Origin of the sequence: Bifidobacterium bombi DSM 19703, from assembly GCF_000737845.1 — a bacterium.
GTDB lineage: Bacteria > Actinomycetota > Actinomycetes > Actinomycetales > Bifidobacteriaceae > Bifidobacterium > Bifidobacterium bombi.
This window is the reverse complement of sequence record NZ_ATLK01000001.1, coordinates 635,103-656,686: the sequence shown is the minus strand read 5'-3', so window position 1 is coordinate 656,686 and position 21,584 is coordinate 635,103. Positions and strand designations below refer to the sequence as shown.

The following is a 21,584-nucleotide window of genomic DNA, read 5'->3' as shown; positions in this document are numbered from 1 at the left end:
GTCACATCACTTGCCGGGGTCTTGTTGACCTTCGTTTGAAGGTGCCCCGCCGTTGTTCGCATCGCCGGTGCCATGTGAATCGCCGGCATTGGGATTTGTCGTTCCATTGGCTCCACTGTCCGCATTGTCCTGGCGCTGGTTCGTATCTACTTTGCGGTGAGTGGCTTCGGATGCCTTGAAATCGCCCAGTGCCTTGCGCACTTCCTCAAGTAGGCGTTGCATCCAATCGGTGAGAGTCGTCACATCCTCGGGCATCTGCTCACTGACGTCCACCACGGGGACTTCGCTGCGCCCCGCCGTGCCGGTGAGGATGTTGGTCGTGTCGGAGGCTTCCTGGGTGTTGTTGATCAGCAAATCGACGTTTCGTGAGGAAATCAGCTCCTTGAAGGCCTGCAGATCGGCGGGTGCCGGTTCTCCCTCGGCCGCTGCCGAGCGGGCGTATCCTTTGGGTGTCTTGTCTTTGAGACCTAGATCGTCCAGCAGATAATAGGCGACGGATTCCGTTGCCGCGTACGGTGCGTCGTCATATTCCTTGGCGAATCGCTTCATGGACTTCTCCAGGGCATTTTCCTTCTTCTGCCATGAGTTGTATCTGGCCGTGATCGCGTCTGAGCTGTCCGGCATCTTCCTGCAGAACGTTTCCTTCAGTTCCGTCGCCATTGCGTTGCGAGCGTCTTTGGAGAACCACAGGTGGGGATTGTCTCCTGTGCTGGCTCCTATGGCTTCGGCTGCCGAGATGCTGGTGGCATTCTTGGTGATGCTTTTCTGGGCCCATTGGTCATAACCCGCACCGTTGGTCACCACGACCTGCGCTTTTTGAATGGTCGCGATATCTGTGGTTTTGGGTTCGAAATCATGTGCATCGACCGAAGTCGTATTGACGATCGAAGTCACATGCACAGCAGAGCCGCCGATCTCCTGAGCCAGCGATCCCCATTGATTGATGGAGGCCACGACCTCTATTGGTCCGGACTGCTGACTATGCGCCCCCTGACTGGTCTTTTGCTCGTTCAACCCCGCGCAGGCACCTGAGGCGAGCGTCAGTCCGAGCGACGCCAGCGCCGCAGAAACCCGTAATATGGCTCGTTTCGGTTTAGATATCATTCGGTTCATATATCAATCGTCTTTCCACATGGGTGTTTACCGTCGATGCAGTGGCATGCACGTTCGCCCTTCACTTTTTCGCACAGACCGAGGATGGGCGTTGAATATGAACAATCGTAACCTGTACTCTGGAGGACGGCTGTAGGGGGCGTTTGTTCTGTGGAAGAGCGTTTTGAGGCCGGTGGTGTCTTAGGCAAGATGCCGGCGTGCGGTGCGGGTTTGATAATGATCTGGTCTGTTGATAAACTGCAGCAAGCCGGTTCGAGACGATTTACCGACATGAGGAAGGGGAGGGCAATGCCGAAAGTGCTTGATGGAAGGCTGGCGGCGCAGGAGATCAAGGATGATTTGCGTGACCGTGTGACGCGGCTTAAGGAACAAGGGGCGACCGTGGGTCTTGGAACGCTGCTGGTAGGGGACGATCCCGCTTCAGCGAAGTATGTGGCCGGCAAACACCGGGATTGCGCTCAAGTGGGCATCGAATCGATTGCGTTGCGCCTGCCTCAGGATGCCAGCAAGGACGATGTCATATCAGCTGTGGAACATCTGAACACCGACCCCTCATGCACGGGCTATATCGTCCAGCTGCCTCTTCCTCGGGGAATCGACGAAAAGGAGATTATCGAGCACATCAATCCCTCCAAAGATGCCGATGGAATGCATCCGTATAATCTGGGGAAGCTGGTACTTAACACCCAAGGTTCGGGTGCGTTCGACAGGGCGGCGTTCCCCTTGCCGTGCACGCCCCGAGGAATCATCGTTTTGCTCCGCCGCTATGATATGGACCTCAACGGCAGGGATGTCTGTGTGCTGGGAAGGGGAATAACCGTGGGCAGAACGGTAGGGCTGCTCCTTACGGCGAAAGACGTGAACGCGACGGTGCACCTGTGCCATACTGGAACCGCCGACGTGCATGAGGCGATGCGCGAGGCTGATGTCATCATCTCGGCTACAGGCGTTGCCGGTTCAGTAAGGCCTGAGGACGTGAAGCCCGGCGCCGTTTTGGTGGATGTGGGCATTTCCCGTGTATTCGATGAAAGCGACGGGAAATACCACATTACCGGTGACATCGATAGGGCATGCCGTGAGCGTTGCGGCGCATATACACCGAATCCGGGGGGCGTGGGGCCGATGACCAGGGCCATGTTGTTGACCAATGTGGTCGAGATGGCCGAACGCACGGCCGGTAGGTGATTTTTACAAGGTGTGAGCGCGCCCTGCCAAGTCGGTAGACGTGGTGTGTATCCGTTCCCGACGACACGAACCTGGTCCGCTTGGCGCTTTGACCATGCTTCACGTTAAACTTGCACCAGTGCTGTGGTGTTAAGGCACGCATTTATAACTTAAGACAGATTCATATCCAACAACAAGTAAAAGAAACCACGTTTAATGGCAGAAAACAATAACGAAGTCGCCAAGGTAGCGATCAATGACATCGGCACCGAAGAAGACTTCATCAAGGCAGTCGACTCCACCATCAAGAATTTCGATGATGGTGATTTGGTTCATGGCACCGTTGTGAAGGTAGATCACGACGAAGTGCTGCTCGACATCGGTTACAAGACCGAGGGCGTCATCCCTTCACGCGAACTTTCCATCAAGAAGGAAGTCGATCCCGATGAGGTCGTCCAGTTGGGCGACGAAATCGAGGCTCTTGTCGTTACGAAGGAAGACAAGGAAGGCCGTCTCATCCTGTCGAAGAAGCGTGCTCAGTATGAGCGTGCCTGGGATGACATCGAGAAGATCAAGAACGAGGACGGGGTCGTCGAGGGCACTGTCATCGAGGCCGTCAAGGGTGGACTTATCGTCGACATCGGCCTGCGTGGATTCCTCCCGGCTTCGTTGGTCGAGATGCGCCGTGTGCGCGATCTGTCCCCCTACATCGGACAGAAGATTCAGGCGAAGATCTTGGAGCTCGATAAGAACCGCAACAATGTGGTTCTTTCACGGCGCCAGTATCTTGAAGAGACTCAGTCCGAGGTTCGCGAGACCTTCTTGGCTCAGCTCAAGAAGGGTCAGATTCGCGAGGGTGTCGTTTCCTCGATCGTCAACTTCGGAGCATTCGTCGATTTGGGCGGTGTGGACGGACTCATCCACGTGTCCGAGCTCTCGTGGAGGCACATCGATCACCCGTCGGCCGTCGTCAAGGTCGGAGACAAGGTCACAGTCGAGGTGCTCGACGTCGATCTTGAGCGTGAACGTATCTCCTTGTCGCTCAAGGCAACCCAGGAGGATCCTTGGCAGCGTTTCGCCCGCACTCATGTGCCTGGGCAGATCGTCAAGGGCAAGGTCACGAAGATCGTGCAGTTCGGTGTGTTCATCTCTGTTGAGGATGGTATCGAAGGTTTGGTCCACATATCCGAGCTCGCGGCGCGCCACGTCGACAACCCGGAGACCGTCGTGCACCCGGGCGAGGAGATCTTCGTCAAGGTTATCGATGTCGATCTCGATCGTCGTCGTATTTCGCTGTCCTTGAAGCAGGCCAACGATTCCCTTTCCGACGACTTCGATCCGGCGCTTTACGGCATGCCTGCCGATTATGACGATGAGGGCAACTACAAGTATCCTGAAGGCTTCGACCCCCAGACCAATGAATGGATGGCCGGGTATGAGAAGCAGCGTCAAGAGTGGGAAAGCCAGTACGCAGCGGCCAACCAGCTTTGGGAAGAGCACAAGGCCTTCGTCGCTAAGCAGAACGAAGAAGCCGAACAGTCGGCTGCGGAAGATGGACAGGCCGAGGGTGAAACCCATGAGCCGGCGGAGACGAACTACACCTCCGCTTCAGATTCCGAAGGCACTTTGGCTGATTCCGATCAGTTGGCGGCTTTGCGCGAAAAGCTCATCAACGAGAATAAGTGATGTAGCTGTCTGAAGCAGTTTTGATTACGGGCCGGTGCGTTGCGCCGGCCTTTTTCATTGCCTTGGCAAGGGAGGTGAATCATGCGCTTGGCGCTCACTGGGGGCATCGCCGCGGGTAAGAGCACGGTTGCGGCTCATTTGGGTGAGCGTGGCGTGCTGGTCATTGATTATGATTCGTTGGCACGCCAGGTCGTCCGACCAGGCACCGTCGCGTTGGAAAGGATAACGGACGAGTTCGGACCGGATGTGCTCACGCCTGACGGGAGCCTTGATCGTTCAGCCCTATCAGAACTTGTGTTCGGTCATCGGGCTGCTCGCGATGCAAAGCGCCGGCTTGATGGCATCGAGCATCCGTTTATATTTGATTTGGCGCAGCGCTATGAAAAAGACTGGCTTTCTCAGCATCGGGGGAATGGGTATGTAATCCTGCATGACGTCCCATTGCTGGCGGAAGTCCTGGACGACATCCCGTTTACGTTCGACCACGTCATCACGGTGGAGGCGCCGGAGGAACTAAGGGTCCGGCGCATGGTCGAATCCAGGGGAATGAGTCCCGATCAGGCGTGGGCCAGGATTCGGCATCAGTCATCCCAAGCCGAACGCGAGCGTATAGCCGATGCCGTGGTGGACGGATCCAAACCGCTCGAACAAATGTTCGAGTGTGTTGATATGCTGGTTGAGCAATGGGTCGCCAACCGCGACGATACACGCTAGGATATGCTTCAGAAAATGTGTGTTTCGTATGTCGTCGGCGCAACGGACATGGCGATGCGCCTGGACCGAGGTTTGGCCGGCGCTTAGACATAGCGGGTTTTGCAAGCAGTCGGTGGTGAACATCGGTATGTAAGGCAGACTTTGATGAGGAAGATCCGGAGGAATATGGGATTCGATATTGAGCGTACGTATAAGCCGTTCAAAGTGAAGTCACCGTACAAGCCGGCCGGCGATCAGCCGCAGGCCATAGACGAGCTCGCCACTCGTATCGAGAACGGTGAAAACGACGTGGTGCTTATGGGCGCGACCGGTACTGGCAAGACGGCGACGACCGCGTGGCTGATTGAACGTCTGCAGAGGCCCACATTGATTCTGGAGCCCAACAAGACGCTTGCCGCACAGTTGTGCGCGGAATTCCGTGAACTCATGCCGGACAATGCCGTGAGCTATTTCGTCTCATACTACGACTACTACCAGCCGGAGGCGTATATTCCGCAGACCGATACGTACATCGAAAAGGATTCGAACATCAACGATGACGTGGAGCGTCTGCGTCACGCCGCCACTGCCAATCTGCTGACACGCACCGATTGTGTTGTGGTTGCCACGGTCTCGTGCATCTATGGCTTGGGAACCCCGGAGGAATATGCGGGCAGGATGTTGATGTTGCATGAGGGTGACCAGATTAACCGCGATGATCTATTGCGCAAATTCGTAGCCATGCAATACAAACGCAATGACATCGCCTTCACTCGAGGCACGTTCCGGGTTCGTGGTGACACCGTGGAGATTATTCCCGTCTATGAGGAGCTTGCCATCCGGATAGAATTCTTCGGGGACGAGATTGACCGGATATCGACGTTGCACCCACTTACCGGCGATGTCATCGCTCATGAGCCGAGCGTCCACATTTTTCCGGCGTCACATTACATCGCGGGACCCGAGCGTACCGAACGCGCGATCAGATCAATCAAGGCCGAGAAAGAGGCACGCGTGGCGCAGTTGCGTAAGCAGGGCAAGGAGCTTGAGGCGCAGCGGCTTGACATGAGAACCACCTACGACCTCGAGATGATCGAGCAGGTCGGAACCTGTTCCGGTATCGAGAACTACTCACTCCATTTCGATGGTCGGCAGCCAGGTAGTGCGCCGCACACACTTCTTGATTTCTTCCCTGACGATTTTCTGCTTGTCATCGACGAATCACACGTCACCGTTCCTCAGATCGGTGCGATGTACGAAGGTGACGCGAGTCGGAAACGTACGTTGGTGGAGCATGGTTTCCGCCTGCCTTCGGCGATGGACAACCGCCCGTTGAAGTGGTCTGAGTTTGAGGAGCGCGTCGGGCAGACGGTCTATCTTTCCGCAACGCCCGGTGATTATGAGCTGGGGCTTTCCGATGGGGTCGTGGATCAAGTGATACGTCCGACGGGGCTGCTTGACCCCAAGATCGAGGTGCGGCCCGTGAAGGGACAGATTGACGATCTGCTTGGTGAGATCAAGGATCGTGTGTCCAAAAACGAACGTGTGCTCGTCACCACCCTGACCAAGAAAATGGCGGAAGACCTCACCGATTATCTTTTGGAACGTGACATCAAGGTCGAATACCTGCATTCGGATGTGGACACTTTGCGTCGAGTCGAGCTGTTGCGTGAACTGCGTGAAGGCAAGATTGACGTGATCGTAGGCATCAATCTGCTTCGCGAGGGGCTGGACCTCCCCGAGGTTTCACTGGTGGCGATACTTGATGCCGACAAAGAGGGTTTTCTGCGTTCCTACCGTTCACTCATCCAGACCATTGGCCGTGCGGCGAGGAATGTGCAGGGGACGGTGCTCATGTATGCCGATGAAATCACCGACGCCATGCGCAAGGCGATTGACGAGACCGATAGGCGACGGGCCAAGCAGATCGCCTACAACGAGCAACATGGAGTCGATCCCAAGCCGCTTATCAAGAAAATCAGTGACGTCAACGATATGCTGGCTAAAGAGGATGTGGATACGCAGACGCTTCTCGCCGGAGGCTACAGGGATGAGAGAAAGGCCGGCAGTGATAGGCGCATCGCTATGACCCAGGCTGATGAGGATTTGTTCAAACGGCGTGATGACATCATCAACGCTGGCCTTCCTGCTCAAGACCTCGCTGACCTGATTCGCCAGATGAGCGAGCAGATGCACAGTGCGGCGGAACAGCTTCAGTTCGAGTTGGCAGCACGCCTGCGCGATGAGATCCGCGACTTGAAAAAGGAGCTGAGGCAGATCACCGAGGCTCAGAAATAGCTGGAAACCGTTCAGACATCATTGGAGGTGACCTAGAGTGGCTCGGAAGGCAAGGCTGTGATTTTGGATGACTTCCCTCTCGTGGCAAATGGAAGTATGCGGTGGAGAATCGGATGCGGTCCTGACCGTGAGAGCGTTAACATTTTTACGTGTGTTTAGGATGCAATGTAACGGATGGCTAGTAAACTGAATTGTGTTAGCCAAGGGGAATCTTTGGCCTGAACAAAGTTCAATAAAAGGAACAGGCAGGAATTTATGCGAAAAGCGAAGATTGTAGACACCATCGGACCGGCGACTGAATCGCTGGAGAATCTCACCAAGCTGGTGGAGAACGGCATGGACGTGGCACGTCTTAACCGTTCGCATGGCACCACGGACGATCACCTCAAGGTGTACAACAACGTTCGCACGGCTTCGAAGACCACCGGCCGTAACGTCGCTGTTATGGTGGACCTGCAGGGGCCGAAGATTCGCTGTGGATGGATAAAGAAGAACGCCGAAGGAGAGGACAAGGTTCAGCTCAAGGTCGGTCAGGAGTTCATCATCACTACTGACGACATCGAAGGCGACGAGCATATCACTTCGACGACATTCAAGGGTTTGCCAGGCGATTGCCATGCCGGGGACCCGATTCTCATCGATGACGGCAAGGTGCGTCTTGAGGTCACACGTGTGGAAGGCAACAATGTCCACACGAAAGTCGTGGTGGCGGGGCCGGTGTCCAGTCATAAGGGCATCAACCTCCCAGGTGTGGCGGTAAGCCTGCCGGCGCTTACGGAAAAGGATGAGGCTGATTTGCGTTGGGCTATCCAGACCGGAGCCGATATGGTGGCCATGTCGTTTGTGCGCTTTGCATCGGATATCGATCGTGCCCATGAGATCATGGACGAGGAAGGCCGCCGGGTGCCGGTTGTCGCCAAGATTGAAAAGCCTCAGGCCGTCGAGAATCTTGAGGATATCGTCAAGACATTCGATGGCATCATGGTGGCCCGCGGCGATATGGCTGTGGAGATGCCGTTCGAAGAGGTTCCTCTCGTCACTAAGAGGTGCATTGAGCTTTCACGTCAGTACGCGAAGCCGGTCATCGTTGCCACCGAGGTGCTCGGCTCGATGGTCAATTCACCAATTCCGACTCGCGCAGAGGCTTCCGATTGCGCCAATGCGGTGCTTGACGGCGCTGATGCCACGATGACATCAAACGAGACGGCTGTCGGCAAGTATCCGTTCGACACAGTGAATACAATGTCCCGCATTTCCGGTTATTCCACAGAGCATGGTTATGATCGCATCCCGTCTGTGGATCATCTGGATATGACGAGTACCGGAGCCGTATCTTCGGCAGCGGTTGATTTGGCAGACAAGGTGAACGCCAAGGCGATTGTGGTGTACACGCAAACCGGCGGCACCGTGCATCGAGTTTCACGCGAACGTCCCGTAGCGCCGATATACGGCATCACCAATGACGAGCACACGTATCACTGGCTTGCCTTGAGCTGGGGTACCGAGGCGTTCCTGACTGATGAAAACTACCATGACAAGAGCCGCAAGGACCTCATGGTCTTTACTGACAAGATGCTTCGCGACGCTGGTAAGGTATCCAATGGGGATAAGATTGTGGTCCTCAGTTCCGCCCAGGGCGAGAATGCGCCGGGACGCACCGACTCGATTTATGTTCACACGGTTGGCGCCTGTGACTAAGGGCTGATTTGGAATCATGGATGGGCCACTCATCAGAACTGCCCATCCATGATGCTTCTCCTCATATTGAAACACGCGCGACTTTGAGAGTCGTGGAATTGTGCTATATTAAATATCCGTTGCGCAATATGTTGCGCTTCGAAGATGCAAGCCCTTGTATCCCAATTGGTAGAGGAAACAGCCTCAAAATCTGTGCAGTGTGGGTTCGAATCCCACCAAGGGCACGCTAAGCGAATGGCTTACGGCTGAATTTCACTTACATTGTTATTTCGCGTTTATAATGATAGCGAACAAAATTACTTCATGTGGAAACGGGTAGAAATGGATCAGGTTCTTACTGAAGATGAGCTGAAAAAAGTCGCCGATGAGGCTGTGGAAGAGCCTGTAGAAAGCGCAGCTGGGGAAGAGGCGAAGACATCGCGTAAGCCGACGGTTGTCGTGGGTGAGGATGAATCGGTCAATCGCATGGATTTAGTAGCCATGCTCGAGGATAACGGATATGAGGTCGTAGGTGAGGCCGCCAATGGTGAAGAGGCGGTGGAGCTCACGCGGAAGTTACGTCCGGACGTTGTTTGCATGGATATCAAGATGCCACGTATGGATGGCATCACCGCGGCTGGCACGATTTGCGATGAGAATATTGCACCGGTCGTCATGCTGACCGCTTACTCGCAAACGGACTTGGTCAAAAAGGCAACGGGTGCAGGCGCGATGGCTTTCGTCACCAAGCCATATGAGGAATCCAAGTTGCTTCCCGCTTTGGAAGTCGCCATGGGACGATTTGCCGAAATCAATGATCTGCTTGATTCTGTCGAACATAGCGAAGGCAAGTTGAAGCAGGTCCAGGGTGAGTTGAAAGAAGCCCAGGTGAAGCTTAGGGAAGCTGAAGAGTCGTTGGAGGAGCGCAAGCTCGTAGATCGTGCGAAGGGTTTGCTCATGGACAAAGCCGACTTCTCCGAGCAGGGTGCATTCCGTTGGATTCAAAAGACTTCTATGGATCAGCGTATTCCAAAGAAGCGTTTGGCTATGGCGATCATCGAGAAATACGGCGATTCAAAGCCATCAATGTCCATCAAACAGGAGTGAATGGCATAAGGCCGCTGTACACTTAACTATGTCGAATTAAGTTGTGACATTGGAAAGGCGGGCGGACATTATGGGAAGCACGAAGGACAAGGAAGACATCCGCAAGAGGTTTTTGGTCGTGGATGGTCATTCTCTTGCCTTTCGTGCTTTTTTTGCGCTTCCTGTGGAGAGTTTCACCGACGCTGACGGGCACGCGACGAATGCGGTGTGGGGCTTCTTCAACATGCTTTCACAAGTGATCACGACGGAGCAGCCGGATTACGTGGCGGTGGCGTTCGATGTCGCAGGTGGAACGTTCCGCAACCAATTGCTGCCACAATACAAGGGCACGAGAGAAGCCGCACCTGAGGATCTGCTTTCCCAACTGCCCATCATTCAGGAACTGTTGAAGGCGTTGGGGATCGTCTATATCGAAAAGCCGGGTTATGAAGGCGACGACATCATCGGAACGCTTGCCAGCATGGGTGAGGCAGCAGGATGTGACACCTTGGTACTTTCAGGAGACCGTGACGCGTTCCAGCTCATAGACGACCACGTGACGGTGTTGTATCCTGGGCAGCATTTCAAAGATTTAGGTCATATGACACCCCAATCCGTGATGGACAAGTACAAGGTCACGCCCCAGCAGTATCCGGATTTGGCTGCGATGAGGGGCGAAGGCTCGGACAACATTCCCGGTGTCCCAGGAGTAGGGGACGGGTATGCCGCCAAGTGGATCAATCAGTTCGGATCATTGGAGGCAATCTTCCAACATGCCGATGAAATCGGTGGTAAAAAAGGTGAAGCGCTGAGAGCGAACATCGATCAGGTTCGACTCAATCGTCGGGTCAATGCGATTGTGCGGGATCTTGATCTGGGAATCAACGTTGCCGATCTGACCGTCGGAGGCGTCGACGAGGAACAGTCCGATGCCATTTTCACTAGACTGCAGTTCGGCAGGACATCCCGGCATAAGATACTCAATGCGTTCAAAGGCAAGTTCAGTAGTGTGGCTTCGCATAAGGTGACGAGCGTTCGAAAGGACGGTTCCTCAGGTCAATCTATAGTCACCAAAAGCGAGAAAGGCGAGACTGGTGATGATCGAATCGACGATGCGGACGAAGTGCTTATGGCGATGCCTGCCGTGACCCGAGTAAGAGATTTGGATACACTGGAATCTTGGTATAATGCGGCGTTTTCCAAGTATGCCTCACATACTGATGTGCAGGGTGACGGAACGGTAGTCGCCAAGGATGAGAATTCATCCATTGGAGGTGATGGATCTGCTTCGGGTTATGGATCCGACAGTGCAATCTGCGGTGACGATTCCAACGGTCAAAACGCGTCTGTGCAGCGCTGGGTCGATCGTGCACAGACTTGTTCGCAACGACTGGAACGCCTTTGGATTCTCCTTGCCCTAGGTGACGCGAAGCCTGGGCAAGAGCGTTTGAATTGCCTTCTCATACTTGTTGGTGACGAACTGGCCTTGATTCCGCATGATGCCGCCGACGCTTGCAAGGGATCGCTGGAAGAGCTTTTTAACGAGCACCATGACGCAATGGTGGTACACGGGTACAAGGAGAGTCTGCATTTGCTTGCTTCGGTCGGCATTGACCTGCCGATGCCGTTGTTCGATACCAAATTGGCGGGTTATCTGGTTGATCCGGATTTTCATGCGGACGATCTCGATCAGGCGGCGCGTCATTTCCTCGGCACTGGCCTTATCGCCGATCAGCAGTTGCAGGGTCAGCTGGATCTCGACGGAACAGGGGCAGCTGATGAAGATGAGGAGAGACAGGTGAAGTCTGCGGTCGTGGTACGCGCCTTGGCTCAGACATTGAAGGGACCTATCGATGAGCGGCGTCAGTTCGGTTTGCTTCGCGGTGTTGAACTTCCCGTTTCGCAGGCGCTTTTCAGTTTGGAAAGCGCCGGAGCCAAGGTGGATTTTGAGCGTCTTCATGCATTGCTGGAGGATTTCTCCGCTCAGGCAGCTCAGGCTAAGGCTATAGCATGGCAGGCCGCTGGGCATGAGGTAAATCTGCAAAGCCCCAAACAACTGCGTACGGTCCTTTTTGACGAGATGCATCTCAAGCCCTCCGTCAAGACCAAAGCAGGCGCCTATACCACAAACGCGGAGACGTTGCAGAGTCTCTATGTGAAATATGCAGGAAACGAGCAGGCCAGTGATTTCTTAGGAGCGTTGCTGCAACATCGTGAGACCAACAAGCTTAAGCAGATCGTGCAAACGCTGCTTGATTCAGTGAATATGCGTGACGTCCGCATCCACACCACATTCGAGCAGACAGTGGCTGCAACCGGCAGACTGAGTTCGGTGGACCCTAACCTGCAGAACATACCGAATCGTAATGCCCAAGGACGTGAGATACGTTCGGGCTTCGTTCCCGGGGAAGGCTTCGATTCCCTTCTCAGTTGTGATTACTCACAGGTCGAATTGCGTATCATGGCCCATCTTTCAGGTGATGAAGCGCTCATCAAGGCTTTTAAATCAGGAACCGACTTTCATAAATACGTGGCGAGTCTGGTCTACGGTGTCCCGGTCGATCAGATCAGTTCCGACCAGCGGACCCATGTGAAGGCCATGAGCTATGGCTTGGCTTATGGCCTGAGCACCTATGGCCTGGCCAAACAGTTGAGAATAAGTCCGGCTGAAGCGGATGTGCTCAAATCCAAATATTTCGCCACGTTCGGTAAGGTTCACGACTATCTTGAGTCCTTGGTGGCCAAGGCTCGAGTCAACGGGTACACGGAGACGATGTTCGGACGACGTCGGTACTTCCCGGGACTGAAATCGTCCAGAAGGTCGATTCGTGATGCTGCGGAGCGAGGCGCGTTGAACGCACCGATTCAAGGCTCTGCCGCGGACATCATGAAGGTCGCCATGGTCCGTGCGGACAGGGCTCTGCGGAAGGCTCAGGTCAGGAGCCGTGTCATACTGCAGATTCATGATGAACTCGTTTTGGAAGTAGCTCCGGGGGAACGCGATCAGGTCAGCGCATTGGTCCGTGACGCAATGGAACATGCCGTGGATTTGGCCGTCCCGCTGGATGTTTCTATAGGTGTCGGTTCTGATTGGCAGGATGCCGCACACTGAGGCGGTCTCTTGGTGTCGTTCGGTGAACGGATGGCTCCAGACGTTGGACAATGAAGGATTCCGAAGTGGTCTCGGCAAGACTCTTCGGATTGCGTGGCGGGATCATCGGCCGTGAGATAGGAGGACGGAGGATGACTGTGGAGTTCGGTTCCAGCGGAGATGACGGGCGGAGCAATGCGGCAGAGGCGCGACTTGCCGACGTGGTCGAGGTTCTGGAGCGGTTGTACCCGCTGCGCTTCGCGGAAGAATGGGACCATCCGGGTTTGATCGTGGGTGAGCTTGACAATGCGGTGAACACCATAGCGTTCGCGGTGGACCCGACGATGGCGGTCGTTAGTGATGCCATCGAGGCGGGTGCGGATCTGCTCGTCTGCCATCATCCGTTGTTTTTCCGTTCGGTTCATGAGGTGTCCGGCAGAGGGGTCCACGGCCACATCGTGGCCGAGCTGTACCGCGCCCATTGCGCGTTATGGGTGGGACACACCAATGCCGACGTTGCGTACCGTGGTGTAGGGCAGGCCGCAGGCGATGCACTCGGTCTGCTCGATCAGACACCGTTGGTTCCTAAAGGCGAATACGAAGGGCACGCAATCGGTCTGGGCCGTGTAGGGTGTTTGCCGCAACCGCTGTCACTGGAACGTTTTGCTCATGTCGTGCGGGATGTGTTGCCCGCTACCGCCTATGGCGTGCAGCTGGCTGGTGACCTTGGGGCGGAGATTCGTCGCGTGGCCGTTCTTCCGGGTTCGGGCGATTCCAATTTCGGCGATGCCGTAGCGAGCGGCGCAGATGTATATGTGACCAGTGATTTGCGTCATCATCCAGCACGGATGCACTTGAACAGGCGCGCTGGCAAGCCAATCTGTGCGACAGTCTCGGTGCCGGATCATCTGTCATTCGCCCGGCATTGATCAACACGCCGCATTCTGCGATCGAGTCGCTATGGTTGCCCTATGCCATGGAGGATGTAGCGCGAGGCGTTGAATCCAGCTCCGGTTCCAGTGTGAAAACGATTCATATACGACGAGCCAGCGATCCCTGGCAGCTCGTTTTGCCCGGCAAGCTGAGCGGTGAGATGTAAGGCCGTCCCATCTCAGCGTGTGGAGGACAGGCGCGATGAAGGATTGCCTTGTCCTCGCCCTTGGGTGGTTTCCAGACCTTCGGTGGTGTCCTTGCCTGTCTCCTCACTGATCCATTGCAGCATGCGATCGGATTCTATGGCCGCGATCTGCCGGGAGAAGATGATGAACCATCCTAGGAAAAGCAGACCCGCCACCGCTTCCACGTTCGTTAGGGTGCTCCTTCCCAACAGCCACATTCCCAGGGCGAAGCAGCATATGAGGAATGCTACGTATGACGTGACGTACATCGCCCGTGAAAGTTGCGGGGCAAGCCAAGGGAGGGTGAGCAGCAACAGGGAGATGGTCACGGTCAGCCCGCGCGCGGAAAGATTGTGCAAAGTGGGATGCGGCGTGTAACGCATGAAACCTACGCCGATGAAACATAGACCCGATATGGTGAGCATCACTGACAGGAGGGTGAGGCGGAGCCGGTAATGGCTGATACTCCTGGAACTGTCGGGACCCTGGTCTTTGTTCCACTCCAGTCGTGAACGATAGGTCGTCAGGAGCTCCGAGACCGCGAAATAGCTGACGATGATAACACAGACGCCTGCAAGCGCCAGCGTGGAGTTGAACATGCGTGCGGCGAACGTCGTACGGTCTCCCAGCTGGGAGAAGTTGTTTTCGAACCAGTGTTGATCATCGGTGGTCAGTGCGGCGACTGAAACGCCGGAGATGACGAACAACGGCAATAACGATGCCAAGGTCTTGGCATCCATGAGCTGGGCCTGCACGTATGTTACATAACTCGCCACGCCGGCGCATGCCGCGCATGCTGCGATCAGGTAATCAAGAAACATGGGTCCCATGAGCAATGAGACACCATTGAACAGAGTAAAGGAGATCAGGAACAGAGTGGAGGCGTAGACGACCGCCAGTGCGAGGGTTTCGCCCAGACGCCTCGCAACCGCGTACCACGTCCTATGTTCGGAAAGCGATTGGGAATGGCGTAAGTAGCCCGCAATGAAGGAGACGGTGGAGCATGCCGTGATGATGACCGAAGCCACAAGGAAGCGTCTACGGCTGATGAGCCAGGCTGCGGGAAGGAGATAGGTGCAGACCGACATTGAGATCCAAGCCACGAGTGCGCATATGAGCAGCGAGACGAGACCTCCGGTTTCCGTGCGTTGGTGTAGGCCCATGAATCACCCTGTCTGTTTTCTGATGTTTCACTCCATTGTAGCGAGTCGTCGGAACCTATGCTGTATACTTGATTTCCGTACTTGGAAGTGCCTTTGAGATGAAGACGGGGCTCCTTCAGGTTTCGGGACGTAGCGCAGCTTGGTAGCGCGCCTGCTTTGGGTGCAGGATGTCGTGGGTTCAAATCCCGCCGTCCCGACTGGTCAGGGTCATGGAGACTGCCGGTGTATAGGACAATTCAGGTGCTCATTCCACAGCGGACTGATATCGTATAAGCGTCTCCATCTTCAAATAGCTTGGTTGTTTTCAGTTCTACTTTCCGTCCTCCCGTATCTGCCCGATTTTTATCGCCACCTGTAGAACGAACGCCTCACGCGGGTTCGTGGGGTCCCATCCACTCACCTCGACGGAATGTTTGAGTCGGTAGCGCACCGTGTTGGGGTGCACGCTGAGCTTTGTCGCCGCAAGTTCCAAGGAACGACCGCATGCGAAGAACGTGCTGAGCGTCGTGAGCATGATGTGATGGGGATCGTGTTGTTGAAGCCGCAGGTAGATTTCGCGGTAGAGCTGGTCGGAGGCGAAGTCGTCTCCGACCAGTGCCCGTTCGGGCAACATGTCGTCCGCCAGCAAGGGGCGCACAGACCCTTCCGAATAAAGGATGTCCGTGGCGGCTGGAGCCACCTTGTAGGCCGTCAAGGCCGCATGTATGGTTTCGCACGCGCCTTGCACGTCGCGGCGGATCGGGCCGACGCAAACCGGTGTATCATCGACGAAGAAATGAAGCAATGCGGCGCACACGTCTTCAGGTTTGCATTGTTCACCGGGATCGATTAGCACGATGGTCAGCTCGTTGTGGTCAGACACTAAGCAACGGCCGTTCAAATTCGCCACTTTTCGACGTATGCTGGATGCGATGGCGCTTGAATTCAATTGGCTTTTAGGCCTTAGCCTTCCCGCGATGGCGAAACAGCGATATGAACTCGGCCAGCCCAGAAGCGACATCTGTGAAGACACCTTGCCATCAGCCACGCCATTGGTCAGATTCTCCATGGCAAACGTTTCGATGCGTACGTTGCGGCTCTCACGCATTTCGGCCGTGTCGGCGTAGATCTCGGCTGCGGAAAATGCTACTTCCCGGGCGTAGTAGAGAATCGCATCGTGGGTCTGGCGTTCATGACCTGGTTTTGCGAACGCCGAAACATTGCCCTCCAACAGATCGACGATGACGCGGGTGACATCCAACGCCTGTCGAAGGCTGACCACCTGCGTGAACTCGATTGGTGCTATGAAGAAGATGTGGTCCGTCGATGGTTGGGGATTGCCTTCGGTGTCGGGATGTGACTCGATGTCCTTCTGCCAATCCACGAAATTCGCGACGGCCGTTTCGATTACGAGATTGAGTGTGTTCTTATGTTCGTCCGCCAAGGACTGATACCACGGCAACGTCTCACTCAAGTGCGCCTGAGCGTCGCTGAGAATCCGCTGCACGGGTTCGGGCAGCGTGAGATCCATCCGATGGTGGGTCGAACGCCTGTTTCGTTCGAACACATCTAAGGGCATGGTTCGTTCGGTTTCGGAAGGTTGGCTGCTCTTCGCCCGCCATTGCAGGACATGCCAGAGATTGTGATCGGCGTTCGCCTTTCCCTTGGCCTCAGCGTTTTTTGAAGTCTTGGCCGGTTTGCGGTCAGCGTCCCGTCCCGACATCGATCCCCCTGTTTTGTTCATGCTTTCAGCTTAGCCTTCCCCTCTCCCGATGGGGTAGGTTTCCTTCTGAGTGGTTCAGGAAATTTGTAGGAATATACAAAACACATCTATGAGATTTGTAGCCATCCACCTTCCATGAGCCGGCCGATACGATTACTGTGATTCGTGTGTATCATGAAGGTCAGAATGAAAGGCAGGGAGCGTTGCCGCGTTCCTCGGCGTTGTCGGCGGTGTGCATCCTCGAGAGCGTGGACTCCTCCAACACTTATTTGGCGAACGCGATAGCGAATTGCGCCTACAACGATGCCCGGCAGAAGGTGGCTCATATGGCCGACGAACCGGATTGGCACCGTGTCTCAGGCCACTGCGGCGAGGTCGGTGAATGGGAGTCCAACCCGACGATGGCTTTGGTGATTCCTGAATCGCAAACCGCCGGGCGTGGGCGCCTGGAACGTACGTGGTATGACCACAGGGGGCAATCTTTCCTTGCTTCATGGGCTCTGGCGGTCCCTACGAACCTGTTGCTGGGCAGTCGTCGCGGTTGGCTGCCTATGGCCGTTGGCATGGCTGTGAGAGACGGTCTCATCGATGTTTTGAACTCATGCGGAGCCACACCGATTTCGGATGGGGACGTGTCTTCGCCATTGACGTTGAAATGGCCCAATGACATCTTCTGCGACGGAAAAAAATTGGGTGGGATCCTGTGCGAAGCGGTGCCGGTTGATGAACAATGGTCGGTACTTGTGGCCGGCTTGGGATTGAATCTGTTCATTCCTGAGAGCGATCTGCCGATTGCGCAATCCACTTCGCTCCAACTTGATTATGACGGTCTGCCTGATTTTCTTTACCTGCGTCGGCGGTTGGTCGAAGTCATCAGTGATGGCATCGGCCGCGAATTCAGCGCGCTGTTCCAGGACGCTGGGAGAGCCTGCGGCGATCTGCGTGATCGCATGGTCCGTTGCTCCTGGACATTGGGCAGGCGAGTCCGCGTCGAACCAATAGGTGGCATTCCGGTGGAGGGTGAAGCCGTCGGAATCGGGTCGGATGCCTCCATCGAAATCGTCGATGACGGTGGCCACCATCTTCGGGTTTCATCCGGCGATGTAGGTGTGCTGCCGACACCAGGAGCACGATGAATCGGTCATGCGGTGTCAAACGTCTGAGAATCGTCCGTCACGCGAGGGCACAGACAGGACAGCATAGTCGGGGAGTTCAAGCAAATGCCAGGAGGTTCCATGAATAAGCTCCTTATCGCCAATAGGGGTGAAATAGCGTTGAGAGTCGTGCGAACGGCTCAGGAGATGGGCATCGCCACCGTCGCCGTCTACGCCAACCAGGACAGGGATGCCGCATACGTGCAGATGGCGGACGAGGCGTATCTCCTGCCAGGTGAGACCAATAACCAGACCTATCTGAACGAGGATGCTATTCTACGGATTGCCAAACGCAGCGGAGCCGATGCAATCCATCCAGGGTATGGTTTCCTTTCCGAGGTCTCCTCCTTTGCTTCGAAGGTGGAGCAGGCGGGCATCACATGGGTTGGCCCCGGACATCAGGTTCTCACCGACCTGGGTGACAAGATCGAAGCGTGCAAGGTGGCTTTGAAGGCCAAAGTCCCTGTGGTACCGGGCCTCAACGAACCGGTTCGTGACATCAGGTCCCTTCTCGATTTCGCCCAACATGCCGGATATCCGGTCATGATGAAGAAGGCCGACGGTGGCGGAGGACGAGGCATCACTCTCATCCATGACGATGAGGAGCTGCGTACTTTCTTCATGAATCACGATGCACTTCAAGGCGGTGATCTGGACAGTTATTTCATAGAGAAATTCGTGTCTCGTGCACGCCACGTCGAAACACAGTCGGGTCGTGACGCAAACGGCGGTTTCACGGTATACTCCACGAGGGATTGCTCGGTGCAGAGGCGCAATCAGAAACTGATTGAGGAGGCTCCGGCGCCGTATCTGTCGTATGTCGAGATATCAAACCTCGAGGAGTATTCGCGCAGGCTGTTCGAAGCCGTGGGATATGTGGGTTTGGGGACGTGTGAATTCTTGCTCACCCCATTAGGGAAGATTTATTTTCTGGAAGTGAACCCCCGGTTGCAGGTGGAACATACAGTCAGCGAGGAGGTATGCGGGCTCGACCTGGTGCGCGAGCAGCTCATCATCGCATCAGGAGGCCCGCTGACTCCTGCTCCCACGCCGCGCGGTCATGCCTTTGAGTTGCGCATCACCAGTGAGGATCCGGCGACCAATCTGACTCCAAGCTCGGGTACGATTGAGTCGCTGCGTTGGCCTTCAGGTCCTGGTATCCGCATCGATTCCGGTGTGGATGTAGGCGATACCGTCTCGCCACGTAACGATTCAATGATGGGCAAAGTGGTTGTGACGGCCCAGACCCGTGAGGCGGCCGTGGCACGTGTTCGACGAGCGCTCCGGGAGATCAGCATCAAGGGCGTGCCGACACCTGTCGAATTGTTCAAGAAGGTATTTTCCGATCCCGATTTCACAGCGGAGGAGGGGCACACTTTCAACATTTCGACCAAATGGCTGGAGAACGAATATCTCAAACGGGAGCCCCAAACCACCAAAGCGGGACAGCCGGCATCCGCGAGTGGCAATGAGGACGACGATGGCGATCCGGTTGAGTCGTTCACGGTTGAAATCGACGACAAACGCGTCAAGGTGACGTTGCCTCAATCGCTGGTTCATGGCGTGTCCGGATTGGACTGTGGCGGCACCCGTGCGACATCGCGCCTGAGACAGCCTTTGCGTGGACAGGGAATGAAGGACCGGCGTCAACGCCCCGACAACGACGATCCGGCTCGTTCAGGCAGAATCGTCGCTCCGATGCAGGCGGTGGTGACGCGCATTCAAGTCGCCCCAGGCCAGGAGGTGGATAAGTCTGACCTGTTGGTGGTATTGGAGTCCATGAAGATGGAGAACTATGTCTATGCTCCAGCGAAAGGCAAGGTGCGGAGCATCAATGTAGGCGTGGCGGATGGTGTCGAGGCGGGTCAGACGCTGGTCGAGCTCGATCTGGGTACGCAGGACGACGTCAAGGTGGCGGATGCGGGCAAGGAAGGTGCGCGGTGATCATGGCTGCAACGACTCAGGGGAATTTCCATACCGCAACCGGACGCGCGGATACTTCCGGAGTACTAGACGATGGCCGTCTCGGCCAGCCGGTTCGTCAGGGGATAATACGTGCGGCTGCCATGGCCAAGGAGTCCGAGGAGAAGGCCCGCAGTCGTCAGCATGCCAAAGGCAAGCGGACGGCCCGGGAGCGTCTGGAGTTGCTTTTCGACGAGGACACGTTCGACGAGATGGGCAGGTTTGTCGGTGCGGATATCGGTCAGGGAAAACCTGGTTCGGCCGTCATCACCGGGTTCGGTGAAGTGTACGGACGCAAGGTGGCGGTGTATGCCCAGGATTTCTCCGTGCGTGGAGGGACTTTGGGACAGGCCGAAGGTCGTAAGATTTGCAGGCTGATGGATATGGCGATCGAAAACGGAATCCCCATCGTCTCTCTCATTGATTCCGGTGGTGCGCGTATCCAGGAAGGCGTTGCCGCGTTGACCGAGTACGGGCACATCTTCCGTAAGACTTGCCAGGCTTCAGGCTACGTCCCCCAGATATCGCTCATCTTGGGGCCATGTGCCGGGGGGGCGGTATATTGCCCGGCGCTGACTGACATGATCATTATGACCAAGGAAAACTCCAACATGTTCGTCACAGGTCCTGATGTGGTCAAGGCGGCGACCGGCGAGACGATAAGCATGGAGGATCTCGGCGGTGGCAACGTCCATGCGACGCTCTCCGGTGTGGCCCACTATCTGGGTGCGGATGAGGCCGACGCGATCGACTATGCGCGCACGGTGCTGGCTTACCTTCCTTCGAACAGTCAACAGGAGCCTCCCACATATGCCTACGCTTCCGGTCATGCCGAGCGTGAGGCCTCCAAACGGCTGGCTTCGGTTGTGCCGGACAATGAGCGGCAGCCCTACGATGTGCTCGATGTCATTCGCAACATCGTTGACTACGGCGAGTTCGTGCAGGTTCATGAGCTGTTTGCCCCCTCTGCGGTGGTCGGTTTCGCGTGTTTGGAAGGCAAGCCGGTCGGAATCGTGGCCAATCAACCGCTCGTCCAAGCTGGAAGCCTTGATGTTGATTCCTCCGAAAAAATAGCTCGTTTCGTGCGTCTGTGCGATGCCTTCAACCTTCCCGTCATCACGTTGGTTGATACTCCCGGATACAAGCCTGGAAGCGGCCAGGAGCACGCCGGCATCATCCGGAGGGGAGCCAAAATGATCTATGCCTACGCGAATGCTCAGGTTCCGTTGGTGACTGTGGTGTTACGCAAGGCTTTCGGCGGTGCCTACATAGTGATGGGTTCCAAATCCATTGGAGCGGACATGAACTTCGCTTGGCCTACATCGCAGATAGCCGTTCTGGGTGCGCAGGGTGCGGTCAATATCATTCATCGCCGCGATCTGCAGAAAGCCAATGACGAAGGCGAGGATGTGGACGCGTTGCGAAAAAAGCTGGTCACGGAGTATGAAACGACGACGGTCAATGCGAATCTTTCCTTGGAGATGGGTGAGATAGACGCCATGATCGATCCCGAACAAACGCGCCAGGCCATATCCGAGTCCCTGCTGACCTTCGCAGGCAAACGAAGACACCACCTTGTGGATAAACACCACGGAAACCAGCCCCTGTAACGGCGGGGCACTGCAGCACTGAATTTTTACATACCAACATCCATCAGCATTCAAACCAATAGGTTTT

At 55.7% G+C, this 21,584-nt stretch carries 13 protein-coding genes, 2 tRNA genes and 1 pseudogene; 13 read left to right on the top strand and 3 right to left on the bottom strand.

Features of this window, described 5'->3' with window-relative positions; genetic code table 11:
• Window positions 1-6: 6 nt before the first annotated feature.
• Complete coding sequence (locus tag BBOMB_RS02520; RefSeq protein ID WP_161787690.1) at window positions 7-1,104, bottom strand: metal ABC transporter solute-binding protein, Zn/Mn family; 1,098 nt, start codon at window positions 1,102-1,104, stop codon at window positions 7-9.
• Between the two features lie 297 nt (window positions 1,105-1,401).
• On the opposite strand from BBOMB_RS02520, the gene BBOMB_RS02515 reads away from it, so the two are divergent.
• From BBOMB_RS02515 to BBOMB_RS02475, 9 genes and pseudogenes are all read left to right on the top strand, one after another.
• On the top strand, window positions 1,402-2,298 hold the full coding sequence (locus BBOMB_RS02515; RefSeq protein ID WP_044086703.1) for a bifunctional methylenetetrahydrofolate dehydrogenase/methenyltetrahydrofolate cyclohydrolase: 897 nt from the start codon (window positions 1,402-1,404) through the stop codon (window positions 2,296-2,298).
• A gap of 195 nt (window positions 2,299-2,493) precedes the next feature.
• Window positions 2,494-3,963, top strand: a complete 1,470-nt coding sequence (rpsA, locus tag BBOMB_RS02510) for a 30S ribosomal protein S1 (RefSeq protein ID WP_044086701.1) — start codon at window positions 2,494-2,496, stop codon at window positions 3,961-3,963.
• 81 nt (window positions 3,964-4,044) lie between these two features.
• Window positions 4,045-4,677 (top strand): dephospho-CoA kinase, encoded by a 633-nt coding sequence (gene coaE, locus BBOMB_RS02505; protein ID WP_044086700.1) that lies wholly within the window; start codon window positions 4,045-4,047, stop codon window positions 4,675-4,677.
• Window positions 4,678-4,842: 165 nt separating this feature from the next.
• A complete protein-coding gene (uvrB, locus tag BBOMB_RS02500) occupies window positions 4,843-6,954 on the top strand; it encodes an excinuclease ABC subunit UvrB (protein ID WP_044086698.1) in 2,112 nt (703 codons plus the stop codon).
• A 255-nt stretch (window positions 6,955-7,209) separates the two neighbouring features.
• Window positions 7,210-8,652, top strand: a complete 1,443-nt coding sequence (gene pyk / locus BBOMB_RS02495) for a pyruvate kinase (protein ID WP_044086696.1) — start codon at window positions 7,210-7,212, stop codon at window positions 8,650-8,652.
• A 150-nt stretch (window positions 8,653-8,802) separates the two neighbouring features.
• Window positions 8,803-8,876 (top strand) — tRNA-Leu (locus BBOMB_RS02490).
• Between the two features lie 79 nt (window positions 8,877-8,955).
• The gene (locus BBOMB_RS02485; protein WP_044086695.1) at window positions 8,956-9,738 is read left to right on the top strand and encodes an ANTAR domain-containing response regulator; all 783 of its coding nucleotides are present in this window, start codon (window positions 8,956-8,958) and stop codon (window positions 9,736-9,738) included.
• A 70-nt stretch (window positions 9,739-9,808) separates the two neighbouring features.
• Window positions 9,809-12,829, top strand: coding sequence for a DNA polymerase I (gene polA / locus BBOMB_RS02480; protein ID WP_044086693.1), 3,021 nt, complete (start codon window positions 9,809-9,811; stop codon window positions 12,827-12,829).
• A 131-nt stretch (window positions 12,830-12,960) separates the two neighbouring features.
• Window positions 12,961-13,907: pseudogene (locus BBOMB_RS02475) on the top strand (Nif3-like dinuclear metal center hexameric protein).
• Between the two features lie 12 nt (window positions 13,908-13,919).
• On the opposite strand, the gene BBOMB_RS02470 reads toward BBOMB_RS02475, so the two are convergent.
• Window positions 13,920-15,089, bottom strand: coding sequence for a hypothetical protein (locus BBOMB_RS02470; protein ID WP_052377361.1), 1,170 nt, complete (start codon window positions 15,087-15,089; stop codon window positions 13,920-13,922).
• A gap of 123 nt (window positions 15,090-15,212) precedes the next feature.
• Between BBOMB_RS02470 and BBOMB_RS02465 the strand changes: the two genes are divergently transcribed.
• Window positions 15,213-15,286, top strand: a tRNA-Pro gene (locus BBOMB_RS02465).
• Window positions 15,287-15,399: 113 nt separating this feature from the next.
• Here BBOMB_RS02465 and BBOMB_RS02460 read toward each other — a convergent pair.
• Window positions 15,400-16,812 (bottom strand): PucR family transcriptional regulator, encoded by a 1,413-nt coding sequence (locus BBOMB_RS02460; protein ID WP_081867243.1) that lies wholly within the window; start codon window positions 16,810-16,812, stop codon window positions 15,400-15,402.
• 137 nt (window positions 16,813-16,949) lie between these two features.
• Here BBOMB_RS02460 and BBOMB_RS02455 point away from each other — a divergent pair, with 137 nt between their 5' ends.
• The 3 genes from BBOMB_RS02455 to BBOMB_RS02445 all read left to right on the top strand — a co-directional run bounded on the left by BBOMB_RS02455 (window position 16,950) and on the right by BBOMB_RS02445 (window position 21,517).
• Window positions 16,950-17,927, top strand: coding sequence for a biotin--[acetyl-CoA-carboxylase] ligase (locus BBOMB_RS02455; RefSeq protein ID WP_052377359.1), 978 nt, complete (start codon window positions 16,950-16,952; stop codon window positions 17,925-17,927).
• Window positions 17,928-18,026: 99 nt separating this feature from the next.
• Entirely contained in the window at window positions 18,027-19,889 is a 1,863-nt protein-coding gene (locus tag BBOMB_RS02450) for an acetyl/propionyl/methylcrotonyl-CoA carboxylase subunit alpha (protein WP_081867242.1), read from the top strand.
• 2 nt (window positions 19,890-19,891) lie between these two features.
• Window positions 19,892-21,517, top strand: a complete 1,626-nt coding sequence (locus BBOMB_RS02445; RefSeq protein WP_081867370.1) for an acyl-CoA carboxylase subunit beta — start codon at window positions 19,892-19,894, stop codon at window positions 21,515-21,517.
• The last annotated feature ends 67 nt before the right edge of the window (window positions 21,518-21,584 follow it).

Excerpts from the sequence above, each read along its gene's own strand:
- BBOMB_RS02520 (WP_161787690.1), bottom strand. The coding sequence starts at position 1,104 with ATGATATCTAAACCGAAACGAGCCATATTACGGGTTTCTGCGGCGCTG.
- BBOMB_RS02515 (WP_044086703.1), top strand. The coding sequence starts at position 1,402 with ATGCCGAAAGTGCTTGATGGAAGGCTGGCGGCGCAGGAGATCAAGGAT.
- rpsA (WP_044086701.1), top strand. The coding sequence starts at position 2,494 with ATGGCAGAAAACAATAACGAAGTCGCCAAGGTAGCGATCAATGACATC.
- coaE (WP_044086700.1), top strand. The coding sequence starts at position 4,045 with ATGCGCTTGGCGCTCACTGGGGGCATCGCCGCGGGTAAGAGCACGGTT.
- uvrB (WP_044086698.1), top strand. The coding sequence starts at position 4,843 with ATGGGATTCGATATTGAGCGTACGTATAAGCCGTTCAAAGTGAAGTCA.
- pyk (WP_044086696.1), top strand. The coding sequence starts at position 7,210 with ATGCGAAAAGCGAAGATTGTAGACACCATCGGACCGGCGACTGAATCG.
- BBOMB_RS02485 (WP_044086695.1), top strand. The coding sequence starts at position 8,956 with ATGTGGAAACGGGTAGAAATGGATCAGGTTCTTACTGAAGATGAGCTG.
- polA (WP_044086693.1), top strand. The coding sequence starts at position 9,809 with ATGGGAAGCACGAAGGACAAGGAAGACATCCGCAAGAGGTTTTTGGTC.
- BBOMB_RS02470 (WP_052377361.1), bottom strand. The coding sequence starts at position 15,089 with ATGGGCCTACACCAACGCACGGAAACCGGAGGTCTCGTCTCGCTGCTC.
- BBOMB_RS02460 (WP_081867243.1), bottom strand. The coding sequence starts at position 16,812 with ATGAACAAAACAGGGGGATCGATGTCGGGACGGGACGCTGACCGCAAA.
- BBOMB_RS02450 (WP_081867242.1), top strand. The coding sequence starts at position 18,027 with ATGAATAAGCTCCTTATCGCCAATAGGGGTGAAATAGCGTTGAGAGTC.
- BBOMB_RS02445 (WP_081867370.1), top strand. The coding sequence starts at position 19,892 with ATGGCTGCAACGACTCAGGGGAATTTCCATACCGCAACCGGACGCGCG.